Consider the following 15,080-nt stretch of genomic DNA (forward strand, 5'->3'; position numbering starts at 1 on the left):
CCGCTCACCGCAGCTTGAGGGTGGAGAGGCCGACCATCGCGAGGATGACGGCAATGATCCAGAAGCGGATCACGACCTGGCTTTCGGTCCAGCCCTTCTTTTCGAAGTGGTGGTGGATCGGCGCCATCAGGAAGACGCGGCGGCCGGTGCGCTTGAACCAGAAGACCTGGATGATGACCGACAGTGTCTCCATGACGAAGAGGCCGCCGATGATGACCATGACGATCTCGTGCTTGACGGCAACGGCAACGGTGCCGATCAGGCCACCGAGCGCGAGCGACCCGGTGTCGCCCATGAAGATTGCGGCTGGCGGCGCGTTGAACCAGAGGAAGCCGAGGCCGGCGCCGATGACGGCGCCAAGGATCACGGCCAGTTCGCCGGTGCCGGGCACGAAATGGATCTGCAGATAGTTGGCGAAGACGGCGTTACCGGCAAGGTAGGCAATCAGGCCGAAGGCGGCGGCGGCGATCATGACCGGCACGATCGCAAGGCCGTCGAGGCCGTCCGTCAGGTTCACGGCATTGCCGGCACCGACGATGACGAAGCCGCCGAACAGCACGAAGAAATAGCCGAGGTTGAGGATCAGGTCCTTGAAGAACGGGAAGGTAACGGAAGAACCGAAGGTCGAGCCGGATGTGCCGCTCGAAAGCGAGGCCTGCATCATGAAGAACACGGCGATCGCTGCGATCACGAATTCGATGCCGAGGCGCGCCTTGCCGGAAAAGCCCTTTTCGGACTGCTTGGTAACCTTGAGGTAATCGTCATAGAAGCCGATGGCGCCAAAGCCCAGCGTGACGAGCAGGGTCGAGACCACGTAGACGCTCGAAAGATCGGCCCAGAGCAGCGACGAGACGACGATGCCGGCCAGGATCATCAGGCCGCCCATGGTCGGCGTACCGGCCTTCTTGAAATGCGTCTGCGGCCCGTCGGCGCGGATCGGCTGGCCTTTGCCCTGGCGGATACGCAGCGAGGCGATCATCGCGGGGCCGAACAGGAAGACGATCATGGCCGAGGTGAAAAGCGCCGCACCGGTGCGGAATGTGATGTAGCGAAAAAGATTGAAAAACTGAAAGTGGTCCGCCAGTTCCACGAGCCAAATGAGCATAAGGGACCTTTCCCCAAAGGTTTCCTGCATAATTCCTAAGGAAAAAATATGCAGCAGTTTAAAGTGCCACGGCGACCTTTGCGCGTCTTACAAGGACCCGCGGCGCCGTAAAATCAGAAACCCGTCCAACAGAATCATCTGAAAAACGATACGCGCTTGCATGCGAAAGTGTTAGGGCGCGCCCACCTAACGCCAGGCTGTATCCACCGCGCCCGTCATGGGCAGTGTCGCCGGCTTATCCCTCGGCTTCAGGTCCCTCGACATCCGCTGCCGGATAGGTCTCGATCAACGCCTGCACGATCTTGGCGCAACCGGTCCCCTTCGATGACTTGATCATGACGACATCGCCGGCCGCGACCGCGGCCAGCGCATAGGCCTTCAGCTCCTCGACGCTCTCGCGGTAGATGACCGAGACCTCGGGAGGCAAGGCATCGCGAAGATGTGCCATCAAGGGTCCGGCAAGCCAGACATCGGTGATGCCGGCTTCGACCAGCGGACGTGCGAGTGCCGCGTGCACATCGACGGCGTGTTCGCCCATTTCCAGCATGTCGCCGAGCACGGCGATGCGACGGCCGCCGACCGGCGGCTCGCTGTCACGCAGGAGCGCGATCGCCGCCCGCATCGAGCTCGGATTGGCATTGTAGCTTTCATCGATCAGCTTCAGCGTGCCGGTGCCGATCGTGAGCGTATGGCGTCGGCCCCTGCCCGTTTCGGCCTGCATGGTTGCAAGCGCCGAAGCCGCACGGTCGAGATCGCCGCCGGCAAGCTTCACGGCTGCCAGGACCGCCACGGCGTTCTCCGCGATGTGCCGTCCGGGCGCGCCGATCGCGACTTCCAGCGTCCGCCCGCCGATGCCGGCCCAGAGGATCGAGCCCTCCGCGCCGCCACTGAATTCGACCAGCCGGAATTCCGCCTTCGGATTGGCGCCGAAGGAATGGATGTGGCTGACACCGGCCGCGGCCGCTGCATTTTCCAGCAGCTTGTATTGCGGGCTGTCGTGAATGATCAGTGCGTGGCCGCCATTGGCGACACCTTCGAAGATTTCGGCCTTGGCTTCGGCGATCTGATCGAGGCTCTCGAAATTGCCGAGGTGCGCGGCGGCGATGCTCGTCACCATGGCCACATGCGGCCGCACCATGGCGGTCAGCGGCCGGATCTCGCCCGGATGGTTCATGCCGATTTCGAAGATGCCAAAATCGGTTGCCTCAGGCATGCGCGCAAGCGTCAGCGGCACGCCCCAGTGATTGTTGAAGGAGGCGACGGAAGCATGCACGCGCCCCTGGGGCTGCAGCACATGCCGCAGCATTTCCTTGGTGGTCGTCTTACCGACCGAGCCGGTGACGGCGATGATCTTGGCCGCACTGCGGTCACGCGCCGCACACCCGAGACGGATCATCGCTTCGAGCACGTCGTCGACGACGATCATCGGCGCATTCAGCCGTCCGAGCGCCGGCAGCTTGCCTTCGCTGACGACCAGCACCGCCGCGCCATTGGCCAGCGCGATGCCCGCGTAATCGTGACCGTCCACACGGTCGCCCCTGATCGCGAAGAAAGCTTCGCCCTTGCCGATCGAACGGCTGTCGATCGAGATCCCCGAGATGCCCTCGGGCAGATTGCCAACCGGYCGGCCGTTCATCGCGGCCAGGAGATCGCTGCTTGTCCAGAGCCAGTTCAAATCACAAGCCTCCCAATGCCTTGCGGACCTCCGCATGATCCGAGAAGGGCAGCGTGACGGAGCCGATCGTCTGCCCCTCCTCGTGTCCCTTGCCGGCAACGATCAGCGTGTCGCCGGTCTTCAACATGCCGACCGCCGTGCGGATCGCCGTGGCGCGGTCGCCGATCTCGATCGCGCCCTTGGCGGCAGTCATGATTTCGGCGCGGATCACCTCGGGGATTTCCGAGCGCGGATTGTCGTCGGTCACGATCGTCACGTCGGCAAGCCGCGTGGCGATCTCGCCCATGATCGGGCGCTTGCCCTTGTCGCGGTCTCCGCCGCAGCCGAACACCACGACGACGCGGCCCGTCGTGAACGGGCGCACCGAGGCGAGCACGTTTTCGAGCGCATCCGGCTTGTGGGCGTAATCGACATAGGCGAGCGCTCCGTCCCTGGTCTGGCCTACCAGTTCGAGGCGCCCGGAAGCGCCCTGCAGCTTTTCAAGCGCGGAAAAGGCAGCCTTGGCGCTGATGCCGGTGGACATGGCAAGGCCCGCCGCGACCAGTGCATTCGCCACCTGGAAATCGCCGGCGAGCGGAATGTGGATTTCGAAGATGTCGTCGCCGACATGCACTTCGGCCGATTGCTTGTGGCGGAAGTGCTCGACCCGCTTCAGCGAGATGAAATCGCCCTTGCGGCCGACCGTGCGCACGTCGAGCTTTGCCTTGCGGGCAGCTGCGATCGCCTGCTCCGACCACTGGTCGTCGGCGAAGATCACCGCCGGCGCGCCCTTCGGCAGGAGCGCATCGAACAACCGCATCTTGGAGGCCATGTAGTGCTCGACCGTCGGGTGGTAGTCCATGTGGTCGCGGCCGAGATTGGTGAAGGCGGCAGCCGAAAGGCGCACGCCGTCAAGCCGGCTCTGGTCGAGGCCGTGGCTGGAGGCCTCCATCGCCGCATGGGTGACGCCGGCATCGGCAAGCTCGGCCAAGAGCTTATGCAGCGACACCGGATCGGGCGTCGTCAGCGAGCCGTAATCGTTGCGACCGGGAGCGATGACGCCTGTCGTGCCGATCATCGCCGCTGCGAAGCCCGAATGCGCCCAGATCTGGCGGGTGAAGGAGGCGACCGAAGTCTTGCCGGCGGTGCCGGTCACGGCAACCATGGTCTCCGGTTGGCGGCCGTAGAAGGCAGCGGCGGCGCGCGCCAGGAACGCGCGGGGTTCCGACAGCTTCAGGACCGGCGCCGACGGGGCATCCACGTCCGAGTCCGCTTCGGTGACGACGGCGACCGCACCGCGCTTCAAGGCGTCGGCGACATAGGCGCTGCCATTGGCCTTGCTGCCGGAAACGGCAACAAAGAGATCCCCTGGCTGAACCTGCCGACTGTCGGCCGTCAGTCCGGCAACGTCGATATCGGCAGCAGCACCATTCAGCTGCGCCGAAAGCTCCGGAAAATTCGTTCCCGCCAGGTCTTTGATCTTCATGAACGCACGTCTCGCATCGATTTCGATCCGCGAGAATCGCGAATCGTCCGCTTTCTCATTTCATGTCTAATAAGACACAAGCAAGGCAGAACCGTCTTCTCCAAACTTTGGTTCGACACCGAGCAGCGGCGCGGAGCGGCTGATGATGTCACGAACCATGGGAGCAGCGTTCGAGCCTGCCGTGCGCCCGCCGCCCTCGCCGGTCTTCGGCGCGTCGATGAAGGTCAGCACGATGTATTTCGGGTTGTCGATCGGGAAGGCCGCGAGGAACGCGTTGAAGTTCTGGTCGCTGGCATAGCGGCCGTTGACCACCTTGTCGGCCGTGCCGGTCTTGCCGCCGACGTTGAAGCCCGGCACCAGCGCCCGTTTACCCGAGCCGGCAATGCCGTTCCAGCGAAGCAGGAAGCGCATGTCGTCGCTGGTGCTCTTCTTGACCACCGGCGTGGCGACCGCGTTGGCCTGCTCCTCGGTGCGCGGCAGGAAGGTCGGCTCGATCAGCTTGCCGCCATTGACGAGTGCAGCACCCGCAACCGCGGTCTGCAGCGGCGTCGTCGACACGCCGTGGCCGAAGGAGATGGTGACCGAGTTGATCTTTTTCCATTCGCGCGGCTGGCTCGGGGATTTCACTTCCGGCAGCTCGGTCGGCAGCTTCGAAAGCAGGCCAAGGCGCGTCAGGAATTCCTTGTGGCCGGGAATGCCGACGAGGTCGGCGATCTTGGCGGTGCCGATGTTCGACGAATACTGGAAGATTTCCGGAACGGTCAGCACGCGGCGCTTGCCGTGGAAGTCCTTGATGGTGAAGCCGCCGATGCGGATCGGCGCCGAGGCGTCGAAGCTGTCGTTCAGCGTCACTTTGCCGGAGTCGAGGCCCATGGCGATGGTGAAGGTCTTGAAGGTGGAGCCCATTTCGAACGTGCCGTTCGACATGCGGTTCATCCAGCCCTCTTCCGCACCCTCGGCCGGCTTGTTCGGGTCGTAGTCGGGAACGGACGCCATTGCCAGCACTTCGCCGGTATGCACGTCGAGCACGACGGCGCCGGCGGCGAGCGCCTGATAGTTCTTCATGCCGGCGTCGATGACATCGCGCACGATGTTCTGCACGCGCACGTCGATCGAGAGCTTCACCGGTTCGAGCTTGGCGTCGCTGGTCATGCCGATCGCGGCAAGGTCGGCGAGACCCTGGCTATCGATGTAGCGCTCCATGCCGGCAACGCCGCGGTTGTCGATGTTGACGTGGCCGAGGATGTGGGCGGCGGTGTGGCCGCCCGGATAGAAGCGGCGCTTTTCCGGACGGAAGCCGACGCCGGGAATACCGAGCGCCAGAATCTCGCTCTGCTGCTTCGGGGTGAGCTGGCGGCGCAGCCACTGGAAGCGCGATTTCGACTTCAGCTTGTTGTAGATTTCGCGGGTATTGATGTCAGGCAATACCGTCGCCAGCCGCTCGACCGCCTCGTCGGCATCGACGATCTTGTGCGGTTCGGCATAGAGCGAAACGGTGCGGATGTCGGTCGCCAGGATTTCGCCGTTGCGGTCGAGAATGTCGGGACGCGAGGCCATCAGGTTGTCTGCGCGGCCGATGCTGGAAACCGTCTCGGGCTGCGCCATGCCGTATTGCACCAGGCGCCCGCCGATGACGGCATAGACGATGCCGAAGCTCGCGATCACGATGGCGACGCGGTTCTTGGCCTGATTTGTGGTCTTCTTGCGCGTCCCCTGAAAGGTGACGTTGAGGCCGCTTTCGGACGGTCGGTTGTTGCCGCCTGCCGAGAAGTGCGCCTTGCTCTTCAATACCATGATGCGGGAGAGAAACGACATCAGCGCGCCACCGAGCCAGTTGCCATGTTATCGGTCTTGTTGATGATGGCAGCGACACCGTCCTTCGCAGCCTTTTCGTCTTCGGACACCGGCAGATCCGCCTTCAGCATCGGCAGCTCCTGCGGCTGAGCGAGCTGCGTTGAAGGGGTCGGCGCAAGCTGCAGGTCGGCCCCGAAAGCACCGACCAGACGCTCCAGCCGATTCGGCTGCGTCAGCAGCGCCCAGTCGGCGCGCAGCAGATCGATCGTGTCTTCTTCAAGCTTGATCGCCACATCGAGCTTGCGAACTTCCTCAAGCTTGTTTTCGGCGCGGTGCTTGATCGTATAGGTCACTGTCGCGGCGGCCGTCATGACGACGATCAGGACTATGTCGAGCGTTCGAAGCATGTCTTGTCAGCCCCCCAGCCGTGCAAGGCTTGCCAGTTCCGGCAGATTGAAAATGGACAGATCGTTTCCCGGCGACACGGCTTGCGTGCGGATCCCGGCGCGCAGCTTGGCGGAGCGGGCGCGCGGATTGAGGGACGCTTCTTCCTCGCTGGCTGCCACCATAGGCTTGCCAACTGGCGTGAAGGTTGCGGCACGCGCGGAAACCATGGGCAGATGGCGCGAGCCACTCGCCTTGCCGGAGCGATCCTGGAAGAAAGCCTTGACGATCCGGTCTTCGAGCGAATGGAAGGTCACCACCACAAGCCGGCCGCCGGGCTTCAGCGACTGCTCGGCAGCAAACAGCGCCTCTGCCAGTTCGCCGAGCTCGTCATTGACGAAGATGCGAAGCGCCTGGAAGACGCGGGTCGCGGGATGGATCTTGTCCTTGGCCTTGCGCGGCGTCACCACCTCGATCAGGCCAGCGAGATCGCGGGTTGTCTCGAAGGGCTGCTCGGCCCGGCGCTTCTCGATGGCGCGGGCGATACGGCCCGCCTGCTTCTCTTCGCCGAGGAAGCCGAAGATGCGGATGAGATCGGAGACCTTGGCGCGGTTGACGACATCCGCAGCCGAAACGCCCGAAGCCGACATGCGCATGTCGAGCGGCCCCTTCTTCTGGAAGGAGAAGCCACGCTCGGCCTCATCGATCTGCATGGAGGAAACGCCGATATCGAGCACGACACCATCAAGCCCGCCCTCGGGCGCATGGGCGGCAAGATCGGAGAATTGTGCGTGAATGAGCTTCAGCCGGCCGCCCCACTCGGCGACCTGCGCCTGGCCGGCAGCAATCGCCGTCGGGTCGCGGTCGAGCGCGATCACGTCGGCACCGGCTTTGAGGATTGCGGAACTGTAGCCACCGGCACCGAAGGTGCCATCGAGGATGACCTTGCCGGGCGCAGGCTCGAGGGCCGCAAGAACCTCCGGCAAGAGGACAGGAATGTGACGAACCGGTCCGCCTTCGGCTTCAGGAATACCTCCGCCTTGTTCCGTCACCATTCCCTCTCTCCATTCTAGTCTGGACGCAACCCCCGTGACTTGCGCCCTTCCCGGGCCACCGCCTGCGCCTTCATGAAGGCCTGCGGCTCCCAGAGCTGAAAATAATCGCCCCGCCCGACGAACATCACGTCGGTCGAGATCCCGGTGAAGTCGCGGATGAAATCCGTCATCATCAACCGGCCTTCCGGATCGAGCTTCACGAAGACGCCGCCCCCGTGAACCAGCAGCGACATCTCGTTGGCTTCCGGAGAAAATGGATCCTCGGCCGCCATCTGCTTCTCGAACCGATCCAGGAGCTCCGGCCTGCCGACGCTGACCGCCGGAAAGACGAAATCCTGAAAACAGTATAGCTCCCGAACACCCCCATCCGACAGCACGGAGCGAAACGCCGAGGGAACGGAGACCCGCCCCTTCGCATCGATCCGATTGGTGGCATGTGACAAGAAGCGGTTCATAACGCGAAACGGCCGCCCAAGACTGACGGGCCACGATCATCGACCCGCGAGAACACGTCACTCCGCACGCAAGACAGCCCCGCCGAACAGTGGAATGTCCGACCACCCTCCGAAGCCGGAAGGCACTGGAATCTTGCGATGTTGGGCCGCGAAGCAGCCCCTGCGCAGTGCCATTATGGGATATCATGGGACCATATGGGCGTCAATGGGAATGGATCGTAAACAGCCGTCGGGCTGATCAAATATTGATAGGTTGTTAAGTTTAACGAAGGGTTACGAAGAGACCCCCTCCGTGCGGGAATGCGACGGTCGAACGGCTTCAAATCGTTGAAAAATCAGAATGTGAGAAAAAGCGCAGGAACATGCGCATTGCCACCGCCGGGCGCAATCGCGCGGAACCCAACCGGCAAAAAAACCGACGCAGCAGGCGCCGGCCACCCGCCGCCGCGAACGCAACTTCGCATCGCGGAGATGCCCGCGACGACGCGCCTCAGATCAAGTTTAGGGCGCCTTCCGCCCGGGGTCGGACTGCGCAACATTCTCGTCGATCGAGTTGTGACACGCTTCGGACGTACCGACCTGGCGGCTGTAGAGCTCTTTCCAACGACCAGCATCGAACACCAGGTATTCAAGCACGCATCGGTCTGGCTCGTAGGAGCCCCATTGCGCCATCATCAGCCTGCTATCAAGCCCGAACCCAAGCGTCATCAGAAGGTTGTCGTCGCCGCCCCGAGGGAAATCAAAGACCTCCCCGGTTCGGTTGCTCGAGACAACGACGAAAGTGCACTGCGCACCGCAACCGACTTGGTTCACCCGGTACTCGCCGGCAAAGTTCACCCCTTCCAGCATTTCCTTGGCGATCGTCGTTCGAAAGAGGCGGAAATCCTTGTCACGGCCGTTGAAGTCCGGAAGTTTTACTTTGCCCTTGTAGACCTTGGCGGCAGGGTAGCTCTTCGGCGAAAGGTCCGGCAGATTTTCGCCATAAACGGGAGCAACGGCTGCCGGCACCAGCACAAGCAGCGCCAGACCGACACCGCACCATTTTCCGAAAGCTTTTGCGACTGTCACCTGCGCCCCCTGTCAGCACTCGCTGACACCACTGGTACAACCAAGTAGTAAAGACGCGGTTCCACCATAAAGAGAAATCGCCAGTTGGCCTGTAAGCCGGGTTCTGTATGGCCCCGCCACCCGAAGGCAACGGAACGTGGCAGCCATTCATCTGGGACTACGTTTGCACGCAGCCTCTTGCAACCCACCCGGATGACTGGCCCGGAAACAGGCTGGGCGCTTGCGCGTCCGCGTCATCCCTATTCGGTCTTGCTCCCGGTGGGGTTTGCCGTGCCGTCCATGTCGCCATGTCCGCGGTGGGCTCTTACCCCACCCTTTCACCCTTACTCCGCAAGCGGAGCGGTTTGCTTTCTGTGGCACTTTCCCTGAGGTCACCCTCGCCGGACGTTATCCGGCACCGTGCTTCCGTGGAGCCCGGACTTTCCTCCCCCCGCGGCCTTTCGGCACTTGCGGAGAGCGGCTGCCCGGCCAACTGGCAGGCGCTCCTTAACGCAAGCCCCCGCCCGGCGCCAGAAAAAACGGCAGGGTTTTTCGAGCCACCAACAGGGCAGATCGGCTGAAGCCTGGCGGATGTTGCCGCCACCTAGCGAAAGGCGACGGAGAAATCTGCATCGTATTCGGGCTCGTCGATCCGCCCATTGAGCAGGAGGACCGCGCCCAGGCGGCCGATCTCGTCGGAGCTCTTCGCCGCCTGGCCGTTGCCGCCGGTGACAACGGCGACACGGCTGCCCTCGGCAAAACCGATATAGGGCAACCCGTGTCGGGTGAACGAGGTGACGCAGGGAGAAAAGTGAGTGGAAACGGGTTGGAGACTTGGCATCACCTCCGCCAGCAGCCCGCGCAGGTGCTCGGCCGCCGTCGCGCCACCTGACCCACGGAACCATTGTCGGACCGCCGCTTCACCATCGAGAATCCTGTCGGTCGGATCGCCGCCGATCTTGATATAGTGCTTTCCGTCCGCATAGCCGACCGGCGGCAGCAGGTAGTAGCTTTTCTCCTGCTCGGGCGCTGCGCCGATCAGCGAGGGCATGCCCTCGAAACCGGAGAGATCGCCGTCCGCCACCTCGGCAAAGAATACGGTTCGCGCCTTGACGGTGAGATCGATCGGCCGCCGCAGCAGCGCCGTAGAGATAGAGAACCCGCCGGCGGCAACGATCACCCGCCCTGCCGCGAGATGCTCACCGTCGACCGTCGTGACGATCACTCGGTCGCGCTCTTCCGATACGGCCGCAACTTCGCTGCGCACGATCAGTGCGCCCGCCTTCTCGGCGCAAACGGTCTGTGCAGCGACCAGCGCCCGCGGATTGATGTAGCCGGCCCCGCGCCTTTCGTGGACGCCGGCCGTGCCATGGGGGAAGTGGAACCAGGGAAAGCGCTGCGACAGCGCCTCGCCATCGTAGAGCGGCGCCTCGACGCCGAGCGCGTCGCGTGCCTTCTCGACTTGCTCGATATAATCGTAGGGAGCGCCCGGCGCCGGTCCGGCGATCAGGCAGCCGACTTCGTGGTAGAAGGTGACGCCGCTCTCGCCTTCGATTTCGCCGTAGCGCTCGATCGACCGCCGGGCGAGCCGCGCCCAGACCGGATCGTCGTCGATCGTGCGGGTGATGCGGGCACTGTCGTAGTGGCTGGAAAAGACGCCGGCGTGGTTGGCCCAGTCCATCGGCTCATCCGGGCCGACCAGCGCGACCTTGGCGCCCGAAAGCGCCAGGTGGCGGGCGGCCGCAGCCCCCATCATGCCCTTGCCGACGACAATGAAATCAAAGTTCTCCGACATGTCTGTCCCCGTCCCTCTGCTCAAGGGGAGATAGCATGCCGGCGCCGGTATGGCACGGTGGTTGTGGTGGTTTTCCGTATGCGCCGGAACGCGAGACCTGTCCGGCTGGAGCATCCGCCATCACCTGATACGGCTGGCGGATGAAGCTCTTCGCTGATTGCATGCTTCTCGGAACGCACTTGATCCGAGATGACGCGCCAAGCGAAAGAACGCGCCGGCGCTTGTCATGCGATCGATCAGTTCATCCGATCGATCAATCGATGATGTCCTGGACCCTGCCGCAATAGCGCTTGGAAACCGGGTTCATGCGCTTGGCACCATGGCCGGCATTGTACTTGAGAACCGTGCCGCAGGTCGTGCCGCCGGACAGTTCATGCGCCATGGCCAGATACTTCATGCCGAACTTGATGTTGGTTTCCGGATCGTAGAGACCCTTGGAAGAACYGGAATAGCCCAGCATGCGCGCCGTGGCTGGCTTGATCTGCATCAGGCCGATTTCTCCGGCGCTGCCGCGTGCCTTCGGGTTGAAGTTGCTTTCGACCTTGACGATCGCATGCGCCAGATCGACCGGAACGCCGTATTGCTTGGCGTAGGACTTGATCAGCGATGTGTACGCCACGTTCTGCATGACGTCGGGCTTGGGAAAGCCCGTTGTCCGGGTAACGGACTGGATGGCTGAGGTCTTGATGGTCTTGTCGACACTCCCCGCAAACGACGTACCCATCCCGGCGAAGAACATGCCAAGGCATGCCGCCACCGCAGCAACAGACGAAATTCTCATGTAGTTTGAATTCTCCGGTCTGGGGAATGGACCGAAGCGCACCCCGCTTCGAACCTCACTTCCCGATCGTTTCATTCACAGGAAGTGAGCGTTGCGCCCTGATGCTCCTGCAGTTCCAATGGGGCGGGAAATGAATGCCGCATCATGGTAAACATGTGGCAAAGCTAAAAAAACATGCCACGAATATCTGCAGAAGTGCCGTTTAGACGAAAAATTCTTCCACGTCAGGCGGTGAATTGCGGCAGGCCTGACAGCAGGCGGTGCAGCGTATCAAGGGTTGAGATGTCAGCGATGCCATCGACCCTTTGTTGTCTGAAGTGCCGCTGGAACGCGGCCACGGCGCCTTCGGTCTTTTCACAGAATTCGCCTGTCACATCAATGCCATAACCGTAGAGTGACAGCATCGACTGGATGGCCTCCACCGGCTGCCCCTGGTCACCGCGCTGGAAAAAGCGCCCGCCGCCGATCGGGGCCGGCTCCACCCAGTGACCGACGCCTTCGCGGTGAAGAACGTGCCAGGGAAATTTTTCTCCCGGATCGACCTTGCGAATGGGGGCGATATCGCTGTGTGCGAGCACTCTTTCGGGCGCAATCGACCAGCGATCGCCGCAGTCCCGACACAATTCTACAACTGCCGCTATCTGCTTTTCCGGAAAGTCGGGCAACCCGCCGGGGTGACCCGGGTTGGCGATCTCGATTCCGATCGAGCAGGAGTTGATATCGGTCTCGCCTTTCCAGTAGCTCTTGCCGGCATGCCAGGCGCGACGCGCCTCCGGCACGAGCTGATCGACGCGGCCGTCCTCGTGGACGAAGTAATGGCTGGAGACCTGGCTTTCTTCGCGACAAAGCCATTCGAGCGCCGAAGCGCCCGTCGACATGCCGGTATAGTGAAGAACGATCATATCCGGGGCGCGCAGGTCGGCGCGGTCACCGAAATTGGGCGACGGCATGAAGCGTGCACCCGGATAGTCGCAGTATTTCGAGGTCATGCGGCTCGGCGTTCTTTCTCGATCGCCTCATAGGCGGCGTTCAGCGCCGCCATGCGATCATTGGCGATCGCGTGGAATTCTTGCGGTACGCCGCGCGCAACCAGCATATCCGGGTGGTTCTCCGAAACGAGCACACGGTAGCGCTTGCGGATATCGGCGAAATCATCCTTACGCGAAACGCCGAGCACCTGATAGGGGTCACGACCATCGCCGTGCACGTGGCGGGCCATGATCCGGCTGAAGTGCCCCTCGTCCATGCCGAAGATGTCGGCCACCCGCAACAGGAAGGCAAGCTCGCGCTCATGCACCGCGCCGTCCGACTTGGCGATGTGGAACAGGCCGTCGATGATATCCTCAAGGATCGGGCAGTTCTTTTCGCAGGACGAACACAGCGACGCCATCTTCTCTGCATAGGCCTCGTAGCCGGCGACGTCCTGGCGCGCCAGATTATAGAGACGCGCGACGTTTTGGGCCTGGTCCGGCGGAAACTGGAAGATATCGTGGAAAGCGGCGACTTCGGCTTCGGTCACAACGCCGTCGGCCTTGGCCATCTTGGCCGAAAGCGCGATCATGGCGACGGAGAAGGCCACCTTGCGCCGCGTTTCCGGATCACCCTCAAACAGGGTGCGCACGGCCTCGACCACACCGGCAAGCGCATTGCCGGTGGCGGTAACGATCCTGAGGAGGCTGTCCCAAAATGACATGCGAGGTTCCCTGTCTCTCACTCTATAGCATGGACCAATGTGGTGGCAAATTGCAAGCGGTGGGCGGCCCGAACCACGAGGATGACGAATTTGTGATGGCCCCTCACTATTGTCAATCCATCGATTGGAACTTGCGACAGCCAACCGACGGAAAGCTGTTCCCACGGGAACAGCCATCCAATAAAAGTGAGATGTCGTCAGGGCCCGCAAAACCGGTAATCGCGCCGTTCGCAATAGCGCAGGCCGGGCTTACGCCCTGCGACAATCCGCGCGCCGCTGCCTCGCCTCGCCAATCCGGCGCTCCAGGGCGCCTCACGGCATCGTCTCGACACAACATCCACAGGCCCGTCATTTAATTTCCATCTGATTTGCGTTATGGAGGCCCCACCCATCGCATGCCAAAGTCCCGAGGAGGAAACATGGCCAAGAAAAAAGTCGCAATGCTGACGGCCGGCGGGCTCGCACCCTGCCTGTCATCCGCCGTTGGGGGCCTGATCGAACGCTATACGGACGTCGCGCCCGAGTATGAGCTGGTCGCCTACCGCTCCGGCTACCAGGGCCTGCTCTTGGCTGACCGCATCGAGATCACCCGCGACATGCGCGAGAAGGCGCATATCCTGCATCGCCACGGCGGTTCGCCGATCGGCAACAGCCGCGTCAAGCTCACCAACGCGGCCGACTGCGTCAAGCGCGGCCTCGTCAAGGACGGCGAGAACCCGTTGCGCATCGCTGCTGAGCGGCTTGCCAATGACGGCATCTCGATCCTGCACACGATCGGTGGTGACGACACCAACACGACGGCGGCCGACCTTGCCGCCTATCTCGGCGCCAACGGCTACAACCTGACCGTTGTCGGCCTGCCGAAGACGGTCGACAACGATGTCGTGCCGATCCGCCAGACGCTTGGCGCCTGGACGGCCGCCGAATACGGCGCCCGCTTCTTCGACAATGTCAGCAACGAGCAGAGCGCCGCCCCGCGCACGCTCGTCGTGCACGAGGTCATGGGTCGCCATAGCGGCTGGCTGACGGCCGCCACCGCCCGCTCCTACATCCAGATGACCGACGACAAGGAATTCGTCGACGGCTTCATGATGAACCGCCAGATGAAGAACATCGACGGTCTTTACCTGCCGGAGATGAAGTTCGACCTGCAGGGCGAAGCCGAACGTCTGCGCCAAGTCATGGACCGCACCGGCTTCGTGACGCTGTTCGTCAGCGAAGGTGCCTGCCTCGATGCGATCGTCGCCGAGCGGGAAGCGGCGGGCGAAACCATCAAGCGCGATGCCTTCGGCCACGTGAAGATCGACACCATCAATGTCGGCAACTGGTTCTCCAAGCAGTTCGCAGCCCTTCTCGGCGCCGAGCGCTCGATGGTGCAGAAGTCCGGCTACTACGCCCGCTCGGCCCCTGCCAACGGCGACGACCTGCGCCTGATCCAGGGCATGGTCGATCTTGCCGTCGAAAGCGCGCTCAACAAGGTCTCCGGTGTCACCGGTCACGACGAAGACCAGGGCGGCAAGCTGCGTACGATCGAGTTCCCGCGCATCAAGGGCGGCAAGCACTTCGACACCTCGACGAAGTGGTTCGGCGAAGTCATGGACGTCATCGGCCAGAAGTGGCAGGCCCAGAAGCACTGATTTTCCGCTTCCCGGCGGGCGCGCATGCCGCCCGCCGACAACGCCTGATTTAGAGATTGACGGCTCCGCGTTTCCATGGCTGGCTCGGCCAATTCATTGCCGAGAATCTCTACGGCGCCACCGCGTCAAGGCACGCCAAGGTCGCTGTAGGACTTTAAACCGCTGCGTGATTTGTCCTCAAATCGATCGCGATT

The 15,080-nt window shown here is 62.7% G+C and carries 13 protein-coding genes and 1 other RNA gene; 1 reads left to right on the plus strand and 13 read right to left on the minus strand.

Features of this window, described 5'->3' with window-relative positions; genetic code table 11:
• Positions 1-4: 4 nt before the first annotated feature.
• From mraY to AB4Z53_RS07150, 13 genes are all read right to left on the minus strand, one after another.
• Positions 5-1,105 carry a phospho-N-acetylmuramoyl-pentapeptide-transferase gene (gene mraY, locus AB4Z53_RS07090; protein ID WP_113540725.1) on the minus strand — a complete coding sequence of 367 codons (1,101 nt, stop codon included), beginning with the start codon at positions 1,103-1,105 and terminating at the stop codon, positions 5-7.
• A gap of 235 nt (positions 1,106-1,340) precedes the next feature.
• Complete coding sequence (locus AB4Z53_RS07095) at positions 1,341-2,780, minus strand: UDP-N-acetylmuramoylalanyl-D-glutamyl-2,6-diaminopimelate--D-alanyl-D-alanine ligase (protein WP_291151219.1); 1,440 nt, start codon at positions 2,778-2,780, stop codon at positions 1,341-1,343.
• Position 2,781: 1 nt separating this feature from the next.
• Positions 2,782-4,245 carry a UDP-N-acetylmuramoyl-L-alanyl-D-glutamate--2,6-diaminopimelate ligase gene (locus AB4Z53_RS07100; protein WP_441595380.1) on the minus strand — a complete coding sequence of 488 codons (1,464 nt, stop codon included), beginning with the start codon at positions 4,243-4,245 and terminating at the stop codon, positions 2,782-2,784.
• Between the two features lie 66 nt (positions 4,246-4,311).
• Complete coding sequence (locus tag AB4Z53_RS07105) at positions 4,312-6,060, minus strand: peptidoglycan D,D-transpeptidase FtsI family protein (RefSeq protein WP_113540728.1); 1,749 nt, start codon at positions 6,058-6,060, stop codon at positions 4,312-4,314.
• On the minus strand, positions 6,060-6,446 hold the full coding sequence (gene ftsL, locus AB4Z53_RS07110) for a cell division protein FtsL (protein WP_113540729.1): 387 nt from the start codon (positions 6,444-6,446) through the stop codon (positions 6,060-6,062). Before ftsL ends, AB4Z53_RS07105 begins: the two co-directional genes overlap by 1 nt.
• 6 nt (positions 6,447-6,452) lie before the next feature.
• A complete protein-coding gene (rsmH, locus tag AB4Z53_RS07115; protein ID WP_291151211.1) occupies positions 6,453-7,478 on the minus strand; it encodes a 16S rRNA (cytosine(1402)-N(4))-methyltransferase RsmH in 1,026 nt (341 codons plus the stop codon).
• A gap of 14 nt (positions 7,479-7,492) precedes the next feature.
• Positions 7,493-7,933, minus strand: coding sequence for a division/cell wall cluster transcriptional repressor MraZ (mraZ, locus tag AB4Z53_RS07120; protein WP_441595381.1), 441 nt, complete (start codon positions 7,931-7,933; stop codon positions 7,493-7,495).
• 501 nt (positions 7,934-8,434) lie between these two features.
• Positions 8,435-9,001 carry a hypothetical protein gene (locus AB4Z53_RS07125; protein ID WP_162768947.1) on the minus strand — a complete coding sequence of 189 codons (567 nt, stop codon included), beginning with the start codon at positions 8,999-9,001 and terminating at the stop codon, positions 8,435-8,437.
• Positions 9,002-9,077: 76 nt separating this feature from the next.
• An RNA gene (gene rnpB / locus AB4Z53_RS07130) (RNase P RNA component class A) lies at positions 9,078-9,477 on the minus strand.
• A gap of 107 nt (positions 9,478-9,584) precedes the next feature.
• Positions 9,585-10,775: an NAD(P)/FAD-dependent oxidoreductase gene (locus tag AB4Z53_RS07135; RefSeq protein ID WP_291151205.1), complete on the minus strand. Its 1,191-nt coding sequence runs from the start codon at positions 10,773-10,775 to the stop codon at positions 9,585-9,587.
• 253 nt (positions 10,776-11,028) lie between these two features.
• A complete protein-coding gene (locus AB4Z53_RS07140; protein ID WP_441595382.1) occupies positions 11,029-11,556 on the minus strand; it encodes a lytic transglycosylase domain-containing protein in 528 nt (175 codons plus the stop codon).
• Between the two features lie 224 nt (positions 11,557-11,780).
• Complete coding sequence (locus tag AB4Z53_RS07145; RefSeq protein ID WP_113540735.1) at positions 11,781-12,545, minus strand: N-acetylmuramoyl-L-alanine amidase; 765 nt, start codon at positions 12,543-12,545, stop codon at positions 11,781-11,783.
• Positions 12,542-13,249, minus strand: coding sequence for a TerB family tellurite resistance protein (locus tag AB4Z53_RS07150; protein WP_441595383.1), 708 nt, complete (start codon positions 13,247-13,249; stop codon positions 12,542-12,544). Before AB4Z53_RS07150 ends, AB4Z53_RS07145 begins: the two co-directional genes overlap by 4 nt.
• Positions 13,250-13,668: 419 nt before the next feature.
• Between AB4Z53_RS07150 and AB4Z53_RS07155 the strand changes: the two genes are divergently transcribed.
• Positions 13,669-14,886, plus strand: a complete 1,218-nt coding sequence (locus tag AB4Z53_RS07155; protein WP_113540737.1) for a pyrophosphate--fructose-6-phosphate 1-phosphotransferase — start codon at positions 13,669-13,671, stop codon at positions 14,884-14,886.
• Positions 14,887-15,080: the final 194 nt, after the last annotated feature.

The sequence above is a fragment of the Ensifer sp. 2TAB8 genome (assembly GCF_052115125.1).
Classification (GTDB): Bacteria; Pseudomonadota; Alphaproteobacteria; order Rhizobiales; family Rhizobiaceae; genus Ensifer.